The organism is Kribbella sp. NPDC050820 (genome assembly GCF_040653975.1).
Taxonomy (GTDB): domain Bacteria; phylum Actinomycetota; class Actinomycetes; order Propionibacteriales; family Kribbellaceae; genus Kribbella.
On the sequence record NZ_JBFAHB010000007.1, the window covers coordinates 172,187 to 191,669 of the forward strand.

The following is a 19,483-nucleotide window of genomic DNA, read 5'->3' on the forward strand; positions in this document are numbered from 1 at the left end:
GCCCAAAAGGTTGTGCCGCCACTCCGGTCTGTTCCGGTGACATTCACGACCTCTCGCACGACCTGTTCCCCCGCTAGACTTCGAGGGGTGATCTTCAAGCGCGTCGGGGAGGAACGGCCGTACCCGGACCACGGGCTCAAGCCGAAGGACTGGTCGTCGCTGCCGCCACGGCAGGTGCGGCTGGACGAGCTCGTCACGACCAAGGGCACCCTTGACCTGAACGCGCTGCTCGACGAGGACTCCACCTTCTACGGCGACCTGTTCGCGCACGTCGTGGAGTGGAAGGGTGAGATGTTCCTCGAGGACGGGCTGCACCGGGCCCTCCGGGCCGCGCTGCAGCAGCGTTCGGTACTACACGCCAGGGTCCTGGTCGTGGACTGAAACATGGCTGCTCACGGGGGGTTGAGCCGATGACCGCGATCCATCCGCAACCGCGGCCGCACTCACGTATCCGCTGGCGGACGCCGATCACGATGGTGATCCTGCTCGGGATGCTGGTCGGCGGCGCCTGGTGGGGCTGGAACTCGCTGATCAACAGCAGCGCCGAACCGACCTGCGTCGAGCAGAAGCTGCCGAACAACCGGCTGGTGCCCAAGCAGGTCGTGGTGAACGTCTACAACGGCGGCGCCAAGGCGGGGACGGCGGCCGCGGTCGCCGAGGTGCTGAGGAAGCGCGGATTCCACGTCGCGAAGATCGCCAACGAGCCGAAGGGCGACAAGATCGACGTCGTCGCGATCCGCGGCTCGGCCGACAACTCCCCCGAGCTGCTGCTGTTGGCCGGCCAGCTCCGGCAGACGGCCCTGATCATCGGCGACGGCCGTACCGACCACACCGTCGACCTGGTCGTCGGCGGCGGCTACACCTCCCTCAAGCCGAAGGGGCCGGCCTCGGTCACCGTCCCGCCGGACTCCACCGTCTGCCTCCCGGTGATCCACACCCCGCAGCCGATCCCCTCGGGCCAGAACCCGAACTGATCAGCGGGGTTCCCGGCCGCGTTCCCCGAACCAGCCGGCCAGGCGGCCGGCCCGGGAGACGGCGCGGAGCCGCCGTACGGCCTGGTCCCGGAGCGGGCTGGGTGCGACCACGAGGAGTGAATCCCCGGCCCGGAGCACCGTCCGCAGGTCGGGGACGAAGGCGCGGTCGCCGCGGATGACCAGCGAGACCGAGACCCCGCCCGGCAGCCGCAACTCGCCGATCTCGACACCGGCCAGGCGGGACTCGCTGGGCACGTGCACCTGGAGCATGTCGGCACCGAGCGACTCCAGCGGCGCCACGTCGATGTCCACCTCGTACGCCGCGTTCTCGTCCAGGACCCTGAGGCGCTTCGCCACCCACGGCAGCGACGGGCCCTGGAGCAGCGTGAACAGCAGCACCAGCACGAAGACCACGTCGAACACCCGGTCCGAGTTCGGAACCCCCTCGGCCAGCGGAATCGTCGCCAGGACGATCGGGACTGCCCCGCGCAGCCCCGCCCAGGAGATGAACGCCTGGTCGTTCCACGGCATCCGGAACGGCGCCGCCGACACCGCCACCGAGGCGAACCGGCCGACCACCGTCACCGCGATCCCGATCACCAGCGCGACTCCGACGTCGTCCCACCCGATCCGGTCCGGCGAGGCCAGCAGCCCGAGCATCACGAACAGCCCGATCTGGGCCAGCCAGGCGATCCCGTCCACGAACGACCGGGTCGCCATCCGGTGCGGCAACTCGGCCCGCCCGAGGATCAGCGAGGTCACGTAGACGGCGGCGAACCCCGACACGTGCAGCAGTACGGCGCCACCGGCGTACGAGATGATCGCCACCGACAGGACGGCCAGCGGGTAGAGGCCGGCCGAGCCGAGCGCGACCCGACGGATCACGCCGACGCTGACCCAGCCGATCAGGAACCCGAACAGGGCGCCGACCACGAGCTCGTAGATCACCAGGCCGGAGAAGTACAGCAGGCCCTTCTCGCCGACCTCGCCGGTGCTGACCAGGGTGACCAGGAGCACGGTCGGAGCGTCGTTCAGACCGGACTCGGCCTCCAGGGCCCCCCGCAACCGCGGTTTGATCGGCACCCTCCGCAGTACCGAGAACACGGCCGCCGCGTCGGTCGGTGACGTGACCGCTCCGATCAGTACGGCGGTCTGCCAGTCCAGCCCGAGGACGTAGTGCGCCACGCAGGCGACGACCCCCACGCTGACCGCGACCCCGACCGTGGCCAGTACGACGCCCAGCGGCATGACCGGCCGGACTTCGTTCCACCGGGTGGTCAGGCCACCCTCGGTCAGGATCACCACCAGCGCGGCGAACCCGAGGGCGTGCGCGAGCTCGGCGTTCTCGAACTGGATCCCACCTGGCCCGGCCTCGCCGAGCAGCAGGCCCATCAGCAGGTAGATGAGCAGCGACGGGAGCCCGAGCCGCCCGGTCAGCCGGATCGCGACGATCGCGACCAGCAGCACGGCCGCCCCGGCCAGCAGAATCCGGTCCAGCTCCGCAACGTCCACGTGGGGCCCTCTCCCGCATCAGGTCCCGAGAGACGAAAACCCTGACGCATCACACAGCATCAGGGTCTCCGGTCGTGCTCCACCCTAAAGGGTGGTTGGCGGTGGCGGAGGGAACCGTCGCAGGCTCCTCCCAAATCCCACAGCACTTGATATGCGACTGGATGGTCCCACACTCCGTGCGGAACCATCCAATCGCATGGCGGTGGCGGAGGGATTTGAACCCTCGGACGGGGGTTGCCCGTCACGCGCTTTCGAGGCGCGCTCCTTCGGCCGCTCGGACACGCCACCGCCGGTGACCTTATCAAGGTCTGTGCCCGATAAAGAAATCGCGCAGCCGCGCACCCGCCTCGTCGGCCATCACGCCGCCGATCACCTCGGGCCGGTGGTTCAGCCGGCGGTCCCGGACCACGTCCCACAGCGACCCCACCGCGCCGGCCTTCTCGTCGTACGCCGCGAAGATCAGCCGCTCCAGCCGGGACAGCACGATCGCGCCCGCGCACATCGTGCAGGGCTCCAGCGTGACCACCAGCGTGCAGCCGGTCAGCCGCCACTCGCCGACGTGCCGGGCGGCCTCCCGGATCGCGACCATCTCGGCGTGCGCGGTCGGGTCGCCGGTGGTCTCCCGCTCGTTGTGACCGCGGCCGATCACCGCGCCGTCGGCGTCCACCACGACCGCCCCGATCGGCACGTCCGGAAGCGCCTTCTCGCCTTCCGCCAGCGCGAGCGTCATCAGCCGCACCCACTCGCGCTGCACCGCCGGGCTAACCAACGGCTTCGATCGCCTCGTGGAACTGGTTGCCGAACCCAAGCGTCTCGGCGATCTCCTCGAGCATCTCCTCGGGGTAGAGGTCGACGTCGTCGCACAGCGCGCCCAGGTCCATCGCGCTCATCCCGAGGTCGGCGATGATCGCCAGGTCACCGGCCGGCACCTGCTCGTCGTCGTCATCGGCCAGCGGGATGTCGAGCTCGTCGACCACCTGCCGGGCCAGCGGCCACTCGGTGGCCGCGGTGACGTCGGAGATCAGCAGCCGGGCCCGGCCGCCGATCACCCGGAGCAGGACGAAGAAGTCCTCGTCGACCGAGATCATCCCCAGCACGCCGGCCTCACCCGGGTAGCGCCGGAGCGCGGACACCAGGGTGGACAGGTCGGCTTCACCGCGCAGCACCAGCGGTGTGACGTTCCAGACTCCGTCCTCGGTGTAGGCGGCTACCGCGAAGTCGAGGTCGGTGGTCATCGGCCCTGCCGTGGCATCAGACACCGGTTCATCGTCGCAGAGAAGCGCCCCGCACGGGAGGTTTTCGGGTTTCGACGCGGTATCAGATGCTTACTCCCACCCCACCGCCCCGGTCATCAGTACCCCTAACCATCAGTGATGGTACGTCGCTCTGCGCATAGCCTCCCGGAGCTGCCGGACCCGGGCTCGGCGCGGCGCGATCCGGTCTCTGAGCGCCTTGGCCTCCTCCAACTCCCGCAGGAAGGCGGCACGCCGGCGGAGCCGGTCCAGCTGATCGGGCGACTTACCGGCGCTCTCGGTCATCGGCGTGCTCCTGTTGGGGCGAGCAGGGCATATCCGGTGCACTTTCAAGTCTGGCAGCGAGCGCGCTTTCCCGCCGCGAATCGCCGACGGTACCGTTCCGGCCATGCAGATCCTCGTCGTGGACCACCCGCTCGTCGCCCACAAGCTCACCGCGCTGCGGGACGAGCGCACGGACTCGCCCACCTTCCGGCGGCTGACCGAGGAGCTCGTCACGCTGCTCGCCTACGAGGCGACGCGGGACGTCCGCACCGGGCCGGTCACTGTCCAGACCCCGGTCGCTGAGGCGGAGGGCGTGAAGCTGACTGCGCCGAAGCCGCTCGTGGTGCCGATCCTGCGCGCCGGTCTCGGCATGCTGGAGGGGATGAGCCGGCTGCTGCCGACCGCGGAGGTCGGGTTCCTCGGGATGATCCGGAACGAGGAGACGCTGACCGCGTCGACGTACGCCGAGCGACTGCCGGAGGACCTGCACGGGCGCCAGTGCTACGTGCTCGACCCGATGCTGGCGACCGGCGGCACGCTGGCCGCGGCGATCCAGTTCCTGGTGGACCGCGGCGCCGACCACATCACCGCGATCTGCCTGCTGGCCGCCCCCGAAGGCGTCGAGCGGATCGAGCGCGAACTGGCCGAGCTCGCCGTACCGTGCAACCTCGTCATCGCCGGCATGGACTCCCACCTGAACGACAAGGGCTACATCGTCCCCGGCCTGGGCGACGCCGGCGACCGGCTGTACGGCGTTGCGCAATGAGAAAGAAAGAAAGAAAGAAGTTGTCAGAAGTAGTGGCCTGGGCGACGCCGGCGACCGCCTCTACGGCGTCGCCCAGTAAGAAAGGTAGCCGGGGCTATGACCGTTGCCGTTGCAGGAGGCAACGAACGGGATCGTGGTGTCAGATGAGTCGGCTGCGGTAGAAGAGGTTGGCTCGGCGGTCGCCGGCGACTCCGGAGGCGAAGCCGAAGCAGAGGCGGGAGCGGCCGTAGGGGTCGGTGTAGACGCCGACACCTTCGGCCTCGCGGTGGGTGAGGTCCGGGGCGTCCAGGACGCGAGCCGATTCGACGACCTGGCCGGAGTTCATGTCGTAGCACCAGAGTTTCGACGTCGCCAACGCTGGATCGGGCGCCCCGGCGTACGCCTCGCCCTCCCAGAGGTAGGCGTACGAGCCGTGCAGCGCCCAGCCCTGGAAGTCGATTCCGGCCGTCATCGCCGGCTGCTTGAAGGACACGAGCGGGTTCGAGAAGTTGCCCGCCCGGGCAGCGGCCAGCGAGTACACGTTGATGTGCATGCCGTCCGGCAACGAGTAGCGCACACCGAGCCGGTCGTAGCGCTGGTCCACCGACGGCGTGAACACGCTGCCCGCCTCCACCGGTTTCCACTTCCGCAGTCCTGGTGAGTCCTTGGTCAACGTCAGCCCGTTCTGCCACCGGAAGCGGGCGATCTGCCGCCCGCGCGTTGGCCGTATCCACGTCGGTCTCGGTCCAGAGGTACGTCGTACGCCCGACAGACTCGGCGCCGATCGACACAGCATGGCCGTACCCGAGCAGGTACATCCGCCCGAGGACCTCGCCGGTCAGGCTCAACTGGGTCAGCGTGAGGTCGCCACTCGTGCCCGGCCTGCCCGACCGTAGCTGGCCGGTGTAGAGCCGCTGGTTCAGCCCGTCGAACGCGAGCGACTGCATGACGGTGACGTCGGCCAGCGGCTTGCCGCGGAAGAGTTCACCACCCGGGCCGTCCAAGGAGAAGCGCTTCGTCGGCGGCAGGCCGAGACTACGGACCGGGCGGGCGGAGGCGGTGGATGTGCCCAGCGCACCGGCGGCGAGAACAGCGCCGGCACCACTGAGCAACCCACGACGGGAGAGGTTGTCCATACCGCCCGACCGTAAGCCTCCTCCCGCGAACTGTCACGACTTCGCACAGAAGTCTCTGAGAATTACTCAGCCATCACTGTTATGAACGACGGCAGGCAGAGGCGAGACCTTCAAATCACCGGCACCCGGGCCGACACTCGAAGGACGGCGCATTCACGCCGGGGTACCGCTGGGGTGGCGGTCAGGAGGGGGAGCTATGTCCGATCAGACTCACTTGGTGCGCACGATCTACGACGCATTCGCGCGCGGTGACCTGCCTGAGATGCTGGGGATGCTCGATCCGCAGGTGGAATGGAACGAGGCCGAGCACGTGACGCTGTGGCCGGGTGAACCGATCTACGGCCACGATCAGATCGTGGCTCGAGTGTTCGCCCGCTTCCCCGAACTGTTCGGGGACACGTTCCGGATCGAGGTCGAGCGACTGCACGCCTGCGGTGACACGGTCGTCATGCAAGGGCGCTACACCGCCACTGTGCAGCCCACGGGCCGGGACTTGAACGTGCAGGTCGTCCATGTCTGGGACATCGAGCACGGCAAGGTCGTGCGGTGGCAGCAGTACACGGACACCTGGGCTTTCGCGGAAGCGACGAGCATCCGGCCGCTCGAGTCGTCCGCTGCCGGCTAAAGATAGATCAGAACGCGTACGGGTACGGCGACCAGTCGGCCGGGCGCTTCTCCAGGAAGGAGTCGCGGCCCTCGGCGGCCTCGTCGGTGCCGTAGGCCAGCCGCGTCGCCTCGCCGGCGAACAACTGCTGGCCGACCAGGCCGTCGTCGATCAGGTTGAACGCGTACTTGAGCATCCGCTGCGCGGTCGGCGACTTGGCGCAGATCTTCGTGCCCCACTCCAGCGCCGTCGCCTCCAACTCGGCGTGCGGCACGACCTTGTTCACCATGCCCATCCGGTAGGCGTCCTCGGCGCTGTACTCGTCGCCGAGGAAGAAGATCTCCCGGGCGAACTTCTGCCCGACCTGCCGGGCCAGGTAGGCCGACCCGAACCCGCCGTCGAACGACGCAACGTCCGCGTCGGTCTGCTTGAACCGCGCGTGCTCCGCCGACGCCAGCGTCAGGTCAGCGACCACGTGCAGGCTGTGCCCTCCACCGGCGGCCCAGCCCGGGACCACGCAGATGACCACCTTCGACATGAAGCGGATCAGCCGCTGCACCTCGAGGATGTGCAGCCGGCCCGCCTTGGCCGGGTCGATGGACTCGGCCGTCGTCCCCTCGGCGTACTTGTAACCGTCCTTGCCGCGGATCCGCTGGTCGCCGCCGGAGCAGAACGCCCAGCCGCCGTCCCGCGGCGACGGCCCGTTGCCGGTCAGCAGCACGCAGCCGACGTCGGTCGACATCCGCGCGTGGTCGAGCACCCGGTACAGCTCGTCCACGGTGTGCGGCCGGAACGCGTTGCGCACCTCGGGCCGGTCGAACGCGATCCGCACCACCCCGGCGTCGACCGCGCGGTGGTAGGTGATGTCGGTCAGGTCGAACCCGTCCACCTGCTTCCAGGCCGACGCGTCGAAGATCTCGGAGACGGTCACCCCGTGAGCATATTTCAGAGTCCCCAGACGCCCTCAGGCCCGGGCGGTGCTCTCCCGCAGGACGACCTCGGCCTTGAACGTCTCGGTGGTCGCCTCGCCGCCCGCGATGGCCAGCTCGAGCGCCCGGCGGCCCATCTGCTCCAGCGGCAGCCGGACCGTGGTCAGCCCCGGCCACACGTCCCGCAGCGTCGCGATGTCGTCGAACCCGGCCACCCCGAGATCCTTAGGTACGTCGACTCCGCGCGCCCGCAACGCAGACATCGCGCCGACCGCCATCACGTCATTCACCGCGAACACGCAGTCCACGTCGACCTTGCGGTCCAGCAACTCCCCGGCGGCCACGTGCCCGCCGTCCCGGGTGAACTCACCGGCCTCGACCGCGACCGGCTGCAGCCCGGCCTCCGCCAGCCCGGCCACGAAACCCTCCCGCCGGTCCTTGGCGGTCGCCAGTGTGTCCGGCCCACCGAGTACGGCGAACTTCCGCCAGCCGAGGCCGACCAGCGACCGGGCCAGCTCGGCCGCGCCGGAGCGGTTGTCCGGCTCGATGGTGTGCGCCGGCATCCCGGACTGGCTGACCAGCGCCAGGCCGGCGCCGGAATTCAGGAACGTCTCGACCTCGTTCGCCGTCCGGGCCAGGCTGTCGGGATCGGTCCGCCGGCTGCCGATCATCACCGCGGCCCGGGCGCGCTGGGCCCGCAGCGACGAGAGGTAAGCAATCTCGCGATCCGCGTCACGGAACGTGCTCGCCATCATCACCAGCAGGCCGCGCTCGTCGGCCGCCCGCATCACCCCGTTCGCGATCGCCGCGAAGTACGGGTCCTCGATGTCGTGCACCAGGATGCCGACCACGTTCGTCGACGACTTGGCCAGCGCCTGGGCCTGCGCGTTCGGCGTGTACCCGAGCTCGTCCGCGGCGGCCTTGACCCGTTCCTGCAGCTCAGGACGGGGAACCCGGTCCCCGCCGTTGAGCACGCGGGAAGCGGTCGCGACCGACACACCCGCGCGCTGCGCCACGTCCAGCAATGTCACCGGTGCTCGCAGATTCACTGGCCTACCCTTCCGTACGCTCCCCCTGGGTGGTGGCCGTCACCTTATCGGAACCAGTCCATCACTACTCTGTGTGGCAGGGAAGTGCTTGCCAATCTCGGCAGAACCTGGCGTTGGACCTCCGGAGTGACTAGCCTTCCCAGCCATGACGACCGTCCGCGCCAGGGTGACGATCCTGGTCTCGTCCACCGTGCTCAGCCTGGGTACCGTCACCGGTACCGCGACGGCTGCTCGGATGCCGGACGACCCCAGTGCGCCGCCTCCCGGCGCATCCGCGGGGGCCCCAGGGGCGCCGCCGTACGTCGATGCCGCGCACAAGAGCACGCAGCCGATCTACGACTACTCCGACGCGCTGCGCGAGTCCGTCTACGTCGACACCAACATGGACACCGACTCCGACGGCAAGAACGACGTCGTCGCCGTCGACATCGTCCGGCCCCGGGAGACCGACCAGTCCGGCCTGCGGATCCCGGTCATCATGGACGCGTCGCCGTACTACTCCTGCTGCGGCCGCGGCAACGAGAGCGAGAAGAAGACGTACGACGAGAACGGCGTCATCCAGAAGATGCCGTTGTTCTACGACAACTACTTCGTCCCGCGCGGGTACGCCGTCGTCGGCGTCGACATCGTCGGCACCGGCCGGTCGACCGGCTGCGGCGACGTCGGCGGCAAGGACGAGATCGACTCGGTCGTCGCCGTGATCGACTGGCTGAACGGCCGCAACACCGCGCACACCGCGGACGGCCAGGACGTCGAGGCGACCTGGTCCAGCGGCGCGGTCGGCATGATCGGCAAGTCGTACGACGGCACGCTGGCCAACGGAGTCGCCGCGACCGGCGTCAACGGCCTGAAGACGATCGTCCCGATCTCCGCGATCTCCTCCTGGTACGACTACACCCGCTCCGGCGGCGTGCCGTACTCCGACGACTACATGCCGTGGCTCGGCAGCTATGTCGGCCACGACTCGCCCGCCTGCGACGCCGTCCGCGCGGACCTCGGGGACAACGACGACGACGAGACCGGCGACTACACGTCGTTCTGGGCCGAGCGGGACTACCTGCGGACCGCGTCCAAGGTGAAGGCGTCGGTCTTCATCACGCACGGGCTGAGTGACTACAACGTGCAGACCAACCACTTCTCGCAGTGGTGGACCGCACTCGCCAAGAACAAGGTGCCGCGCAAGCTGTGGCTCGGCCTCGAGGACCACGTCGACCCGTTCGAGTTCCGCCGGGACGAGTGGGTCGACGAGCTGCACAAGTGGTTCGACTACTGGCTGCAGGGCCTGCAGAACGGCGTCATGAAGGAGCCGATGGCCTCGATCGAGACGGCCCCCGACGTCTGGCGCGACTACAAGACCTGGCCGGCCGTGAACCGCACCGTCGGCGTCCCGCTGGCCGCCGGCAAACTAGGTGCCCCCGGCAAGGGAACGGTCACCGTCACCGACGACCCGGAGCTGACCGAGGACGACATCGTCTCCGACCCGTCCGAGGTGATCGCCGGCCGGCAGATGTTCCTGTCCGCGCCGCTGCCCGCCCCGATCCGGATCAGCGGCAGCGCGTCCGTCACGCTGAAGATCAAGGCCGACTCCACGACCACGCCGATCACTGCCCGGCTGATCGAGTACGGCGAGGCCGATCGGTTCTCCGGCATCCGCCGTACCGACGACAGCACGTGTGAAGGCGAGAGCACGTCGTACGACGACGCCTGCTACTACACGGTCGAAAAGCTCACCACCGAAACCGACCACGGCATCGTCTCCCGCGGCTGGATCGACGCCGCCCACAGCAAGTCCCTGAGCAAGCCCACCCCGCTCACCCCCGGCCAGTGGACCACCGTCACCGTCCCCCTCCGCGCCCAGGACGAGGTCATCCCCAAGGGCCGCATCCTCGGCCTCGCCGTAACCCTCAGCGACACCGAGTGGACCAGCCCCAACGACACCGGCGCCACCATCGACATCGACCTCGCCGGCTCCAAACTCAACCTCCCCGCCACCTCCGGCAAACTCACCGCCCCCACCAAGCCCCAACCCATCGACGTAGACATCACCACCCCCACCCACCGCCCCGACCTCCACGACCAAAAGAACTGACCATGGTCTGACCCCGCAGCGTCGCCGACGCGTGGACCACAGTGGTCACGAGTCGTCGGCCTGCACACCATCCAGCGCCCTTGAACACGCAATGACCTGTTCAAACCCACCGGTTCCTACGACATCCCCCGTCGTACACCAGGTCGCTGCCGTCAGACTGCCCGGAGTGCCTCGCTCAGGTCGTGCACCAAACTCTCGGCGGGATAACGCGACCGTAGTTCCTGGTCCAGCTCGCCGGCGACCATCATCAGGTGGACTCGGCTCTGCCGACCGTCTCGGAGTCCGTCGAGGCCCAGCCCGACCGCCTGCTCGAGATCGCCTTCCCGTCCCGCGACGAACCCCAGTGTCAACCGGCACTCCGCGATCCGCATCGGACTCAACTCGGTGCCGTCCGGTGCGATGTTGTCCCGGATGACCGTCTGCGCGTGCGCGCGAGCACGGTCGTTGTCCCTACCGATCCGATGGACGTCCATGCTGTAGTAGTCCCACTTCGCGGGATCGACCTTGAAGTGATTGTCCGGCCGGTCCGGGTACGGAAGGCGCTCCAGCATCGCGCGGCCCGTTTCGAGCAGCTCCCCAAGACCCGATTCGCCGAGCCGCGCCTTGGCTTTCGCCTCCTGAGCAATCAGCTGGACATGGACGCTGGAGAACTTCGCGACCTCCTGTCCTCGCCGCGCAGCGTCGACCGCCTGCCTGAACCGCCCCTGCGTCAGCGCAAACCACGCGGTCATCTCATGACCCCACCCGACGATCTCGTGATGCTCAGCCTCGACGCCCAGCTGAACAGCCGCCGTACGCGTGGCCTCCGCCGCCGAACGCAACCCCAGGTCGTACTCGACGCACCCAGCGAGCAGTGCAAGCCATCCGCCGGCGACCAGCAGTTCCTGATGCGCCTTCAGTCCGATCGGCCGATGCAGGAGCTCGGCGACATGCTGAAGCCAGGTGTGCGCCTCCCGTCGGAGCTCCAACGCATCACGCCGGTTGTACTGGCAACACAGCTCCTCGACGGCCGCATGCAACGTCTCGAGCGTCCGAGAAGTGGTGTCACTCGCCTGCATCCGCTGCACCAACTCAGCCGTCTCCCACGGCGTCAGATCCAGACGAGCTACCGCTTCAGCCTCGAACGCACCGATCAATTCACCCTTGGCCCGCAACGCCCGGTCACACGCCCGCACCAGCTCTTCCGTCGGCGCCTTCCGCCCATTCTCGACGTTGCTCAAATGCCCCCGGCTGTAATGCGTAGCCCGCGCCAAATCCCCCAACGACCAACCCCGATGGTCGCGATACTCACGCACCCGCTCGCCGAACGTCACAAACCGAGTGTCCCCCGTGGTCCGTATTCCTGTCGCCTCTTCCCGGGGAATACACGCGAACAGTCCGTAACCACACGGCTACCCGTCATGGTGAGAGCATGGCCAAGGACGCACCTGACTCGGATGCAGCAAGAGACCTGCCGGTGCTGCACGGGTACTTCCGCGAGCACCTCCTGATGACTGCCGCCGAAAAGGCCGAGATCCGTGCGGGTTTCGCGGCCTTCGCCAAGAAGAATGACTACCGGCTCGGCAAGATCTTCATGGAACGGGTGGAGACCGCACCCGATGCTCTCAGCGCGCTTGTGACAGCTGCCCTCGACGACAAAGCTGCTGCGATCGCGGTTCCCAGCCTCGCGCACTTCTCGGTCTTCGGCCATCCAATCGCGATCCAGAAGCAGCTCGAGGCAGCGCTGCACACCCCAGTGCTCTGCACTCGAACCACCACTTGAGCAGGCGGGGCCGGCGCGTCGATTCGTGGATCCGCGCCGGTCCCGCCCACCAGCCGGTCCGTCAGATGCAGCCGTTCAAGAAGGAACCTACGTGGAGAGATCGCGATCGATTGCCCGTCAGCATGCTGGAGCCGGCCGGCAGCGATGCCGTGGGTCGTGGCATTTGTCCCGCAACTGCGTGACCCGATCGCTGCGGCGATCACGGACTTCCTGGAGATCAGTAGCCGATGAATCAGCAGGTCATCGATCAGTGGGCTCCGGAACTGCGGAGGACGCTGGTCGGGGCGCTCGCCGCGGATGGCTCGATCACGGATGCAGCTTGGCGGGCTGCATTCGCGGCCGCGCCGAGGCATCTCTTCGTTCCGCGGTTCTACCAGAACACCAGCGAGGGTTCAGCGCAGATCGATGTGTCTGCAGGCGACCAGTGGCTGCGCACGGTCTACTCGGATACGCACCTGGTGACCAAGGATGACGTCACCTCGTCCTCCACGGCTCCGAGTCTGATGGCGACCATGCTCGAGGCGCTCGACCTGTCCGGCGACGAGACCGTCCTCGAGGTCGGGACCGGCATTGGTTACAACGCAGCCCTGCTGTCGGAGCGCCTCGGCGACACACAAGTCGTGAGCATCGGCATCGACCCACAATCGGTCGACGACGCCCGGCGCCACCTCGCAACGGCCGGCTACCACCCATTGCTGATCGATTACGGCGAGGCCGATCGGTTCTCCGGCATCCGCCGTACCGACGACAGCACGTGTGAAGGTGAGAGCACGTCGTACGACGACGCCTGCTACTACACGGTCGAAAAGCTCACCACCGAAACCGACCACGGCATCGTCTCCCGCGGCTGGATCGACGCCGCCCACAGCAAGTCCCTGAGCAAGCCCACCCCGCTCACCCCCGGCCAGTGGACCACCGTCACCGTCCCCCTCCGCGCCCAGGACGAGGTCATCCCCAAGGGCCGCATCCTCGGCCTCGCCGTAACCCTCAGCGACACCGAGTGGACCAGCCCCAACGACACCGGCGCCACCATCGACATCGACCTCGCCGGCTCCAAACTCAACCTCCCCGCCACCTCCGGCAAACTCACCGCCCCCACCAAGCCCCAACCCATCGACGTAGACATCACAACCCCCACCCACCGCCCCGACCTCCACGACCAAAAGAACTGACCATGGTCTGACCCCGCAGCGTCGCCGACGCGTGGACCACAGTGGTCACGAGTCGTTGGCCCGCACACCGTCCAGCGCGCTTGAACACGCAATAACCTGTTCAAACCCACCGGTTCACGGTGTCTCCCGCGTGTTCTGGCCGGCTGGATGAGCCAGCAGCGCATCCCAGGCAAGCTGCCAAGGAAACAGATGGATGTACCGTTCCCCTGTCCCGGGATCGTGCTGCTTGTAGACCTCGTCGCCGACCAGCACCGTCACGCCCCAGCCGGACAGCTTCGCCATCGCCTCTTGCACAGCAGGAAATCCGATCTGCGCCCAGTTCGAGAACGGCATCGCGACCACCGGCTGCCCCTTTCCCACCGCCTCGACCAGCAGCCCCAGCGGCAACGTGTCCGAGATGCCCGCCGCCCACTTCGCCAAGCTGTTACAGGTGATCGGAGCAACGATCATCGCGTCCGCGGCCGGCAGCACATCCGGAGCATCAGGATCCTTGTACGAACTACGCACCTGATGGCCGGTCTTCGCCGCCAACGCGTCGACATCGATGAACTGACGCCCGTTGGGAGATGCGATCACACACACCTCCCACCCATCGGCCTGCGCGAGATCCACCAACTTCCCGACATCCCTCGCCGCAGGAGACCCAGTGACGATCGCATAGAGGACGGGCGGCTGCTGCGCACTCATGGTCGGAACTCTCCGATGCTAGGTGCGAATGCCGCACCAAGCCGCGAAGCGAGCAAGGCTGACAGTCATCCGCGAGTCGCTGATCGCCAGCGACTGTACGGTCTCATGAACCTGAGGGTGGTACCGGGTGAGCAACGGAGCGATTCCACGAGCAATGTTGAGCGCCTCCAGGGCCCGCCGACGATCACCATGCAGAAGCCAACCCCGGGACAGGTCGATCCAGTAGTGACCGGATCGACTCGGCGCAGTGTCGACCGGGAGCTTGATCTTGGCAGCCCGAGCGACGGCGGTCGTGCCGTCGGCCATTTCGACGGGTACGGCCACACGGTGGATATCGACGTTGGTCGGGCCGAACTTGGTCCCGTAGTAGTTCGCCGCTTCCTGTTTCGGAGCAGCTAGCCGTTCGGCGTCGGCAAGGTATGCGTCCGCCAGGTCGGTATCGGTCATTCGTGCGGCAAGGATTGATCCGCGGAGGTGCAGAGCTCCTCGCAAGGCCTGCGCGGCCTCGATGTCCGGCGCCTCGCCAACTACCTCCTGGGCCCGGCTGATGGCCCGCAACCCGGCACGATAGGACCCGTCGCAGAGCAATATCAGTGCGTGGTGCCATTCCGCGGTTGCTGACCTCAGCGGGTCGTTCCCGCGGTCCGCAAGTCGGCGAGCACGCTCGTCCGCAAGGTGTGCCAGATCCAGGTGGCCCAGCCGGTAGAGCCCGATCACGGCGAAACAGTAGGTCGACGCCAACAACTCCGCCGCGACCGGACTCTCGGCCGTCGACGCGTCGTTGTGAGCGCGATGGAGATGCCTGAGCAAGTCCGGAAGCGCGCGAATCACCGCGGCATGTTCGGTGCGGCGGTCCCACTCCTTGAGCTTGGCGACGTCAACCCGAAGTTCGGCGAGGCTACGTCGAGGGACGTCCAAGTCCGGGTCATCGCCCTCGACCAGTGCCTGACGCAAGGCGGGAACAGCTGCCTGGTCAGACTCCGGGCTTGCATTCCAGGCGCCGTACGGCTGCTCGGTGATGTCCGTGATGTTGACGTTCAGGGCTCGGGCGAGAGCAGCGACCATGGCCGGCGAAGCCGCCCGGTCGCCCGCCTCGATCTTCCGGATCGCCGATTCGGACACGTTCGCCTTTTGAGCCAGGCCGACCTGCGTCGCTCCGTGAATCTTCCGCAGTTCAGCGATTCGACGACCGATCCTCGTGGCCTTCGTTTCGCTCATGGCCCACTCCTCCGACGCACGGGCGGCTGTGACGGTTCTGTGGCAGTTCAGGCAACCAAGTCTGCACCACTATCTACGGTACGCGACGAGCTGGTTACAGGAGGGGCGACGGATGTGAACGACCTGAGCGAGGACGAGATCGCAGAGTACGTCCGGCGTTGCCCCGAACAGAGTCGGCCGGCGTTCGAAGGATGGCTACGTGGAGAGCGCCATCTCGACGGCGAACGCATAGAGGTGGGAGAGCGCAGTGCGAACGACGGCGGCAAACGGGGAGCGTGAAACCGAGTGGAGACGCGTGCGCCTGTGGCTTGGCGAACACCTGATAACGGACTGGATCGGAGACCTGCACGACTCGGCCCGTTACGAGGCAGTTGCTCGCCAACAGTTCGGCGATCTGTCCGTGACGAACGAACTAGCACGAACCTCAGCGCTGTGACCGCGCGGCGTTATTGGCGCGTGCGCGTCGTCCGCGGCGATGTCGTGATAGCAAGCCGCATCGCGCCGATCGAACTGGCCGAGCAATACGCGTCTGTACTGAGGGTTCTCTATCCGAACGATCAGGTCCGCTGCGATCGGATACCCGAGAACGAGACGGCCGACCCGACAGACCGACCGTACGACCCCCGCGACTGACTCGAAGCCACAAGCGGCGGGGCTGCCGTGCCGATGCCGCAATCCGCGGCAGCCCCGCTCACCACCAGGACCCACAACTCCGAACCTCCGAGGAGCACATCATGTGGAGAGATCACCTGGCCTGGTCCATTGGGGGACGGGGCGGCCGGATTTCGTCCACCAGGTGGCGGTGGGGTGTTGGGGCCAGCCGGCGGGAGAGTCTTCCCAGGCTTCTTGGCGGCCGTAGACCGTGAGGTCGAGCAGGTGGGCCTGCAGCATGGTCGTTTCGACGCCGCGGCCTACAATCTCGTTGGTGAGGAAGACGCGCTCGCCGTCGCGCAGGTAGCAGGCGATGTTGCCCGGCTCGTCGATGAGGCCGGGTCCGACGCCGCGGTCGTCGACGCCGAGCATCGAGTACCACGGCAACGTGTAGCCCATGAACTCGCGGAACGGCGCGATCTCCTCCCACGGTCCCTCGCAGAAGATGGCGAACGACACGCCCCGATGGTTCAGGTAGCTCGCGTCGTGGACGTCGAAGATGCTCGCGGTGCAGCCCACGCACTGGCCTTCGATCCCCGCGCCGGTGTGCCACATGTGCTTGTACGCGATCAGCTGATCGCGGCCGTCGAAAACGTCCAGGAAGGACACCGGGCCGCTCTCCCCGATCAGGGTGACGGAGGCGTCGACCTCGGTCATCGGCAGCCGGCGCCGTACCGCCGCGATCGCGTCGCCCTCGCGGGTGTGGGCCTTCTCCCGATCGAGGAGGGTACGGCGTTCGCGGCACCAGGTCTCGCGGTCGACAATCGGCGGCAGTGCGGTCATGGGTTCCTCCAGGTGTAGTCGTCAGGTGTTATGAATACGGACGAGCGACCAGGCGGATCGTCATCGCACTTTCTCCGCGACGGCGTACCCGGCGGGCGGGAGGAGGTCCGAGCGGATGGCGAGCACCGCGGACGAGGCGTGGTTCCGGGAAGCGTTCGAGGAGCACCGGCGGCCGTTGCACGCGCACTGCTACCGCCTGACCGGGAATGTCGCGGACGCGGACGACCTCGTCCAGGAGACCTTTCTGCGGGGCTGGCGCTCCCGCGCGCAGTACGAAGGACGGGCGTCCCTCCGGACCTGGCTCTTCCGGATCGCCACCAACGTCTACCTCGACCACCGGAAGGCAGCGGAGCGGCGGACCCTGCCGGTCGGCGACCCGATGGAGTGGTCCACCGAGATCGGCCCGTATCCCGACTCGCTACTGGGCGGGGACCCGCCGTCGGACGTGGCGGCCCGGGAGACCATCGAGCTCGCGCTGATCGCCGCGCTGAGGTACCTGCCGCCGCGGCAGCGAGCGGCGTTCGTACTGCGTGACGTCTCCGGCTGGACCCCGGCCGAGATCGCCGACGGGCTCGAACTCGCCGTACCGGCGGTGAACAGTCTGATCCAGCGGGCCCGGAAGACCATCCGGCACTATGCGCCAGGTGATCCGCGGGACTGGCGTAGGCCGCCGCTGACCAGCGCGGACGAGGAGATCCTGCGGCGTTATGCCGCCGCGACGGATCCGGCCGGCTTCCGGGAGTTGCTGGCCGAGGACGTCCGCATCACCATGCCGCCGGATCCCCCGGTCGTGGGCCGCGAGGCGGCCGCCGAGTTCCTCGGCCGTCCCCTCGACTGGCGCACGTTCCCGTCCGCCGCGAACGGCCGGCCTGCGCTGATCTGCTACCTCCGCCACCCCGGCAGCGAACGGTACGACGCAACGGTCGTCGACGTACTCACGATCGCGAACGGGCGGATCGTGGCGAGCAACGCCTTCGTCGGAGCTCATCACGTCGCAGCGTTCGGAATGCCGGCGAGCATCGGCCCCGGCGACTCTTGAGCAGGGTGGCTACTTGCCTTCGGCGACGTGGTGCATGGGGTCGCCGAAGCCCAGGTCGGTGATGCCGGCGGTGTAGAAGGCGCCGATCAGGAGGGAGCGGCGGTGGGCGGCGAAGGTGAGGACGTGGGCGACCATGCCGCCGTACGTGAAGACGCGCGGTGGTTCGCAGGTGGTGTCGACGAAGGACTCGTCGAAGCGGCCCTCGTCGTTCAGCTGGTTGATCAGGGCAACGAAGCGGGAGCCGGCGAGCGCATGGCGTTCGCGGAGCTCGGGGATCGGGGTGACGACCTGGCGGCCGCACTCGGGGACCTTGAACGGGCGGTCCTCGACCGACGCCAGCCACATCTCCTCCTGCCAGACCAGCCGGTCCAGCAGGTACCGGATCGAGATGTCGTCGTCGATTCCCTCCACCGAGAGCTCGATCGGCCGGTCGAGCGTGGCCGCGTCCAGGCGGGCGCCGCGTTCGATCATCTCGCCGGTCAGCCAGACGTGGTGCTCGACCATCCGGACCAGCACATCCATCCCTCTCACCTCTTTCCGCGCCGGCAGCCGTAGGCCCGCCGGTGGCTGAAAATGAACCCCGCTGGGCGCCGACAGGAAGAACACCCGCGACGACTCCCGACGCCACTCCCGCGGCGACATCCCATAGGCCCGCACGAACGCCCGCGTGAACGCCTCGTGCGACCCGTACCCGGCCTCCACCGCGACGTCGAGCACCGGCGAGTCCTCCGCCAGCAGCCGGTACGCCGCCCGCTCGAGCAGAACCCGTCTCCGGAACGCGTACGGCGACTCGCCCGCCACCGCCCCGATCACCCGGTCGAAGTGGAACCGCGACAGATGCACCCGCCCCGCCAGATCCGCCCCACCCACCAGCTCGCCCGGCGCGGCCAACCCCTCAGCCACCACCGCCACGAACTCCTCGAACACATCCACCATCCCCCTACTGTGCCCGCCCCACCTCCCACAGCACTTGATCAAAATTGCGGACCTGGCGCGCCGGGGCGCCGATCTGGATGATTGGCCGGTGCAGAGGTTCTTCTCCGGGTGGCGTGGATCGGTGGCGTGCGGTCTGATCGGCGCGGCGGGGATCGGCGTCTTCGTCAGGACCGACGGGGCGAGCTGGGCGACAACAGTTGGGTTTGCCGCGTTCGGCGGTGTGTTGTTCGGCTTTGCGATGTGGCGGTTCGAGCCGCGGATACGGCGCGAGCTCGCGGAGGTCGAGGGTGACCTGCCGGCCGAGAAGCTGGAGCTCGCGCACCGCGCCGCTCGACGGGGACCGGTGCCGTCCGACCCCGAAGTCCGGGCGGCGGCGCTCCGGATCGCCTCGCACGAGCTGGGGTCCACATCCACCTGGATCCCGGGCCCTCGGATCAGATCCGCGATCGGCGCGCTGATGGCGCTCAACGCCGTCGGCTCCGCGGTGTCAGGCTCGCTCTGGGCCCTGATCTACGGCACATCGGCCGCCCTGCTGCTGCACTCCGGCCTCTACTACCCACGCCAACTCCGCAGCCGCATCAGGCTGCTCTCGGCTGACGGTTCGAGCGACTAGACCCGCGACCACGCTGGTTTGGAGATCCACAGGTCGGCGGGTCTACGGGGTGGTCGACTTGCGGGCG

22 protein-coding genes, 1 tRNA gene and 1 pseudogene are annotated in these 19,483 nt (G+C 68.0%); 10 read left to right on the forward strand and 14 right to left on the reverse strand.

The features are described from left to right. Positions 1 to 87 precede the first annotated feature (87 nt). The gene (locus AB0H36_RS09570) at positions 88 to 381 is read left to right on the forward strand and encodes a type II toxin-antitoxin system VapB family antitoxin (protein ID WP_132149481.1); all 294 of its coding nucleotides are present in this window, start codon (positions 88 to 90) and stop codon (positions 379 to 381) included. A gap of 29 nt (positions 382 to 410) precedes the next feature. Further along, entirely contained in the window at positions 411 to 974 is a 564-nt protein-coding gene (locus AB0H36_RS09575) for a LytR C-terminal domain-containing protein (protein WP_360519323.1), read from the forward strand. Here the strand turns inward: AB0H36_RS09575 and AB0H36_RS09580 are convergent, their stop codons facing one another. The 5 genes from AB0H36_RS09580 to AB0H36_RS09600 form a co-directional block, all read right to left on the reverse strand. Next, entirely contained in the window at positions 975 to 2,486 is a 1,512-nt protein-coding gene (locus AB0H36_RS09580) for a potassium/proton antiporter (RefSeq protein ID WP_360519326.1), read from the reverse strand. It abuts the gene before it with no gap. A gap of 197 nt (positions 2,487 to 2,683) precedes the next feature. Next, positions 2,684 to 2,774, reverse strand: a tRNA-Ser gene (locus tag AB0H36_RS09585). 13 nt (positions 2,775 to 2,787) lie between these two features. Then, positions 2,788 to 3,216 (reverse strand): nucleoside deaminase, encoded by a 429-nt coding sequence (locus tag AB0H36_RS09590; RefSeq protein ID WP_360519329.1) that lies wholly within the window; start codon positions 3,214 to 3,216, stop codon positions 2,788 to 2,790. Positions 3,217 to 3,247: 31 nt separating this feature from the next. After that, the gene (locus tag AB0H36_RS09595) at positions 3,248 to 3,745 is read right to left on the reverse strand and encodes a tRNA adenosine deaminase-associated protein (RefSeq protein WP_360519332.1); all 498 of its coding nucleotides are present in this window, start codon (positions 3,743 to 3,745) and stop codon (positions 3,248 to 3,250) included. A gap of 108 nt (positions 3,746 to 3,853) precedes the next feature. Continuing rightward, positions 3,854 to 4,024 carry a hypothetical protein gene (locus tag AB0H36_RS09600; protein WP_360519335.1) on the reverse strand — a complete coding sequence of 57 codons (171 nt, stop codon included), beginning with the start codon at positions 4,022 to 4,024 and terminating at the stop codon, positions 3,854 to 3,856. A 103-nt stretch (positions 4,025 to 4,127) separates the two neighbouring features. On the opposite strand from AB0H36_RS09600, the gene upp reads away from it, so the two are divergent. After that, positions 4,128 to 4,769: a uracil phosphoribosyltransferase gene (upp, locus tag AB0H36_RS09605; protein ID WP_360519338.1), complete on the forward strand. Its 642-nt coding sequence runs from the start codon at positions 4,128 to 4,130 to the stop codon at positions 4,767 to 4,769. Between the two features lie 139 nt (positions 4,770 to 4,908). On the opposite strand, the gene AB0H36_RS09610 is transcribed toward upp, so the two are convergent. After that, positions 4,909 to 5,382 (reverse strand): hypothetical protein, encoded by a 474-nt coding sequence (locus AB0H36_RS09610; RefSeq protein ID WP_360519341.1) that lies wholly within the window; start codon positions 5,380 to 5,382, stop codon positions 4,909 to 4,911. Positions 5,383 to 5,485: 103 nt separating this feature from the next. Next, a pseudogene (locus AB0H36_RS09615) lies at positions 5,486 to 5,884 on the reverse strand (hypothetical protein); the annotation flags it as partial. Between the two features lie 196 nt (positions 5,885 to 6,080). On the opposite strand from AB0H36_RS09615, the gene AB0H36_RS09620 reads away from it, so the two are divergent. After that, positions 6,081 to 6,509, forward strand: a complete 429-nt coding sequence (locus AB0H36_RS09620) for a nuclear transport factor 2 family protein (protein WP_360519344.1) — start codon at positions 6,081 to 6,083, stop codon at positions 6,507 to 6,509. 7 nt (positions 6,510 to 6,516) lie between these two features. Here the strand turns inward: AB0H36_RS09620 and AB0H36_RS09625 are convergent, their stop codons facing one another. Then, complete coding sequence (locus AB0H36_RS09625) at positions 6,517 to 7,419, reverse strand: 1,4-dihydroxy-2-naphthoyl-CoA synthase (RefSeq protein ID WP_360519347.1); 903 nt, start codon at positions 7,417 to 7,419, stop codon at positions 6,517 to 6,519. Positions 7,420 to 7,452: 33 nt separating this feature from the next. Next, the gene (locus AB0H36_RS09630; RefSeq protein WP_360519350.1) at positions 7,453 to 8,466 is read right to left on the reverse strand and encodes a LacI family DNA-binding transcriptional regulator; all 1,014 of its coding nucleotides are present in this window, start codon (positions 8,464 to 8,466) and stop codon (positions 7,453 to 7,455) included. 145 nt (positions 8,467 to 8,611) lie between these two features. Here AB0H36_RS09630 and AB0H36_RS09635 point away from each other — a divergent pair, with 145 nt between their 5' ends. Continuing rightward, positions 8,612 to 10,555 carry a Xaa-Pro dipeptidyl-peptidase gene (locus tag AB0H36_RS09635; protein WP_360519352.1) on the forward strand — a complete coding sequence of 648 codons (1,944 nt, stop codon included), beginning with the start codon at positions 8,612 to 8,614 and terminating at the stop codon, positions 10,553 to 10,555. Positions 10,556 to 10,707: 152 nt separating this feature from the next. Here the strand turns inward: AB0H36_RS09635 and AB0H36_RS09640 are convergent, their stop codons facing one another. Beyond that, positions 10,708 to 11,868: a helix-turn-helix transcriptional regulator gene (locus AB0H36_RS09640; protein ID WP_360519355.1), complete on the reverse strand. Its 1,161-nt coding sequence runs from the start codon at positions 11,866 to 11,868 to the stop codon at positions 10,708 to 10,710. Between the two features lie 98 nt (positions 11,869 to 11,966). On the opposite strand from AB0H36_RS09640, the gene AB0H36_RS09645 reads away from it, so the two are divergent. Further along, a complete protein-coding gene (locus AB0H36_RS09645; protein ID WP_360519358.1) occupies positions 11,967 to 12,317 on the forward strand; it encodes a hypothetical protein in 351 nt (116 codons plus the stop codon). Between the two features lie 227 nt (positions 12,318 to 12,544). Further along, positions 12,545 to 13,489: a CocE/NonD family hydrolase C-terminal non-catalytic domain-containing protein gene (locus AB0H36_RS09650; RefSeq protein WP_360519361.1), complete on the forward strand. Its 945-nt coding sequence runs from the start codon at positions 12,545 to 12,547 to the stop codon at positions 13,487 to 13,489. A gap of 114 nt (positions 13,490 to 13,603) precedes the next feature. Here the strand turns inward: AB0H36_RS09650 and AB0H36_RS09655 are convergent, their stop codons facing one another. Continuing rightward, positions 13,604 to 14,176, reverse strand: coding sequence for a flavoprotein (locus AB0H36_RS09655; protein WP_360519364.1), 573 nt, complete (start codon positions 14,174 to 14,176; stop codon positions 13,604 to 13,606). A gap of 18 nt (positions 14,177 to 14,194) precedes the next feature. After that, positions 14,195 to 15,394: a helix-turn-helix domain-containing protein gene (locus tag AB0H36_RS09660; RefSeq protein WP_360519367.1), complete on the reverse strand. Its 1,200-nt coding sequence runs from the start codon at positions 15,392 to 15,394 to the stop codon at positions 14,195 to 14,197. Between the two features lie 432 nt (positions 15,395 to 15,826). Between AB0H36_RS09660 and AB0H36_RS09665 the strand changes: the two genes are divergently transcribed. Then, complete coding sequence (locus AB0H36_RS09665; RefSeq protein WP_360519370.1) at positions 15,827 to 16,027, forward strand: hypothetical protein; 201 nt, start codon at positions 15,827 to 15,829, stop codon at positions 16,025 to 16,027. A gap of 99 nt (positions 16,028 to 16,126) precedes the next feature. Here AB0H36_RS09665 and AB0H36_RS09670 read toward each other — a convergent pair whose 3' ends face one another. Beyond that, positions 16,127 to 16,828: a DUF899 family protein gene (locus tag AB0H36_RS09670; protein ID WP_360519373.1), complete on the reverse strand. Its 702-nt coding sequence runs from the start codon at positions 16,826 to 16,828 to the stop codon at positions 16,127 to 16,129. Between the two features lie 115 nt (positions 16,829 to 16,943). Here AB0H36_RS09670 and AB0H36_RS09675 point away from each other — a divergent pair, with 115 nt between their 5' ends. Further along, positions 16,944 to 17,867, forward strand: a complete 924-nt coding sequence (locus AB0H36_RS09675) for an RNA polymerase subunit sigma-70 (protein ID WP_360519376.1) — start codon at positions 16,944 to 16,946, stop codon at positions 17,865 to 17,867. Positions 17,868 to 17,876: 9 nt separating this feature from the next. Here the strand turns inward: AB0H36_RS09675 and AB0H36_RS09680 are convergent, their stop codons facing one another. Next, entirely contained in the window at positions 17,877 to 18,803 is a 927-nt protein-coding gene (locus AB0H36_RS09680) for a helix-turn-helix domain-containing protein (RefSeq protein WP_360519379.1), read from the reverse strand. Positions 18,804 to 18,891: 88 nt separating this feature from the next. Between AB0H36_RS09680 and AB0H36_RS09685 the strand changes: the two genes are divergently transcribed. Next, on the forward strand, positions 18,892 to 19,416 hold the full coding sequence (locus AB0H36_RS09685; RefSeq protein WP_360519382.1) for a hypothetical protein: 525 nt from the start codon (positions 18,892 to 18,894) through the stop codon (positions 19,414 to 19,416). Positions 19,417 to 19,483 lie beyond the last annotated feature (67 nt).

Bases quoted from the DNA above. Each gene is read 5' to 3' on its own strand.
- AB0H36_RS09575 (WP_360519323.1), top strand. From the start codon at position 411: ATGACCGCGATCCATCCGCAACCGCGGCCGCACTCACGTATCCGCTGG.
- AB0H36_RS09590 (WP_360519329.1), bottom strand. From the start codon at position 3,216: ATGACGCTCGCGCTGGCGGAAGGCGAGAAGGCGCTTCCGGACGTGCCG.
- AB0H36_RS09600 (WP_360519335.1), bottom strand. From the start codon at position 4,024: ATGACCGAGAGCGCCGGTAAGTCGCCCGATCAGCTGGACCGGCTCCGC.
- upp (WP_360519338.1), top strand. From the start codon at position 4,128: ATGCAGATCCTCGTCGTGGACCACCCGCTCGTCGCCCACAAGCTCACC.
- AB0H36_RS09620 (WP_360519344.1), top strand. From the start codon at position 6,081: ATGTCCGATCAGACTCACTTGGTGCGCACGATCTACGACGCATTCGCG.
- AB0H36_RS09635 (WP_360519352.1), top strand. From the start codon at position 8,612: ATGACGACCGTCCGCGCCAGGGTGACGATCCTGGTCTCGTCCACCGTG.
- AB0H36_RS09645 (WP_360519358.1), top strand. From the start codon at position 11,967: ATGGCCAAGGACGCACCTGACTCGGATGCAGCAAGAGACCTGCCGGTG.
- AB0H36_RS09650 (WP_360519361.1), top strand. From the start codon at position 12,545: ATGAATCAGCAGGTCATCGATCAGTGGGCTCCGGAACTGCGGAGGACG.
- AB0H36_RS09655 (WP_360519364.1), bottom strand. From the start codon at position 14,176: ATGAGTGCGCAGCAGCCGCCCGTCCTCTATGCGATCGTCACTGGGTCT.
- AB0H36_RS09660 (WP_360519367.1), bottom strand. From the start codon at position 15,394: ATGAGCGAAACGAAGGCCACGAGGATCGGTCGTCGAATCGCTGAACTG.
- AB0H36_RS09670 (WP_360519373.1), bottom strand. From the start codon at position 16,828: ATGACCGCACTGCCGCCGATTGTCGACCGCGAGACCTGGTGCCGCGAA.
- AB0H36_RS09675 (WP_360519376.1), top strand. From the start codon at position 16,944: ATGGCGAGCACCGCGGACGAGGCGTGGTTCCGGGAAGCGTTCGAGGAG.
- AB0H36_RS09680 (WP_360519379.1), bottom strand. From the start codon at position 18,803: ATGGTGGATGTGTTCGAGGAGTTCGTGGCGGTGGTGGCTGAGGGGTTG.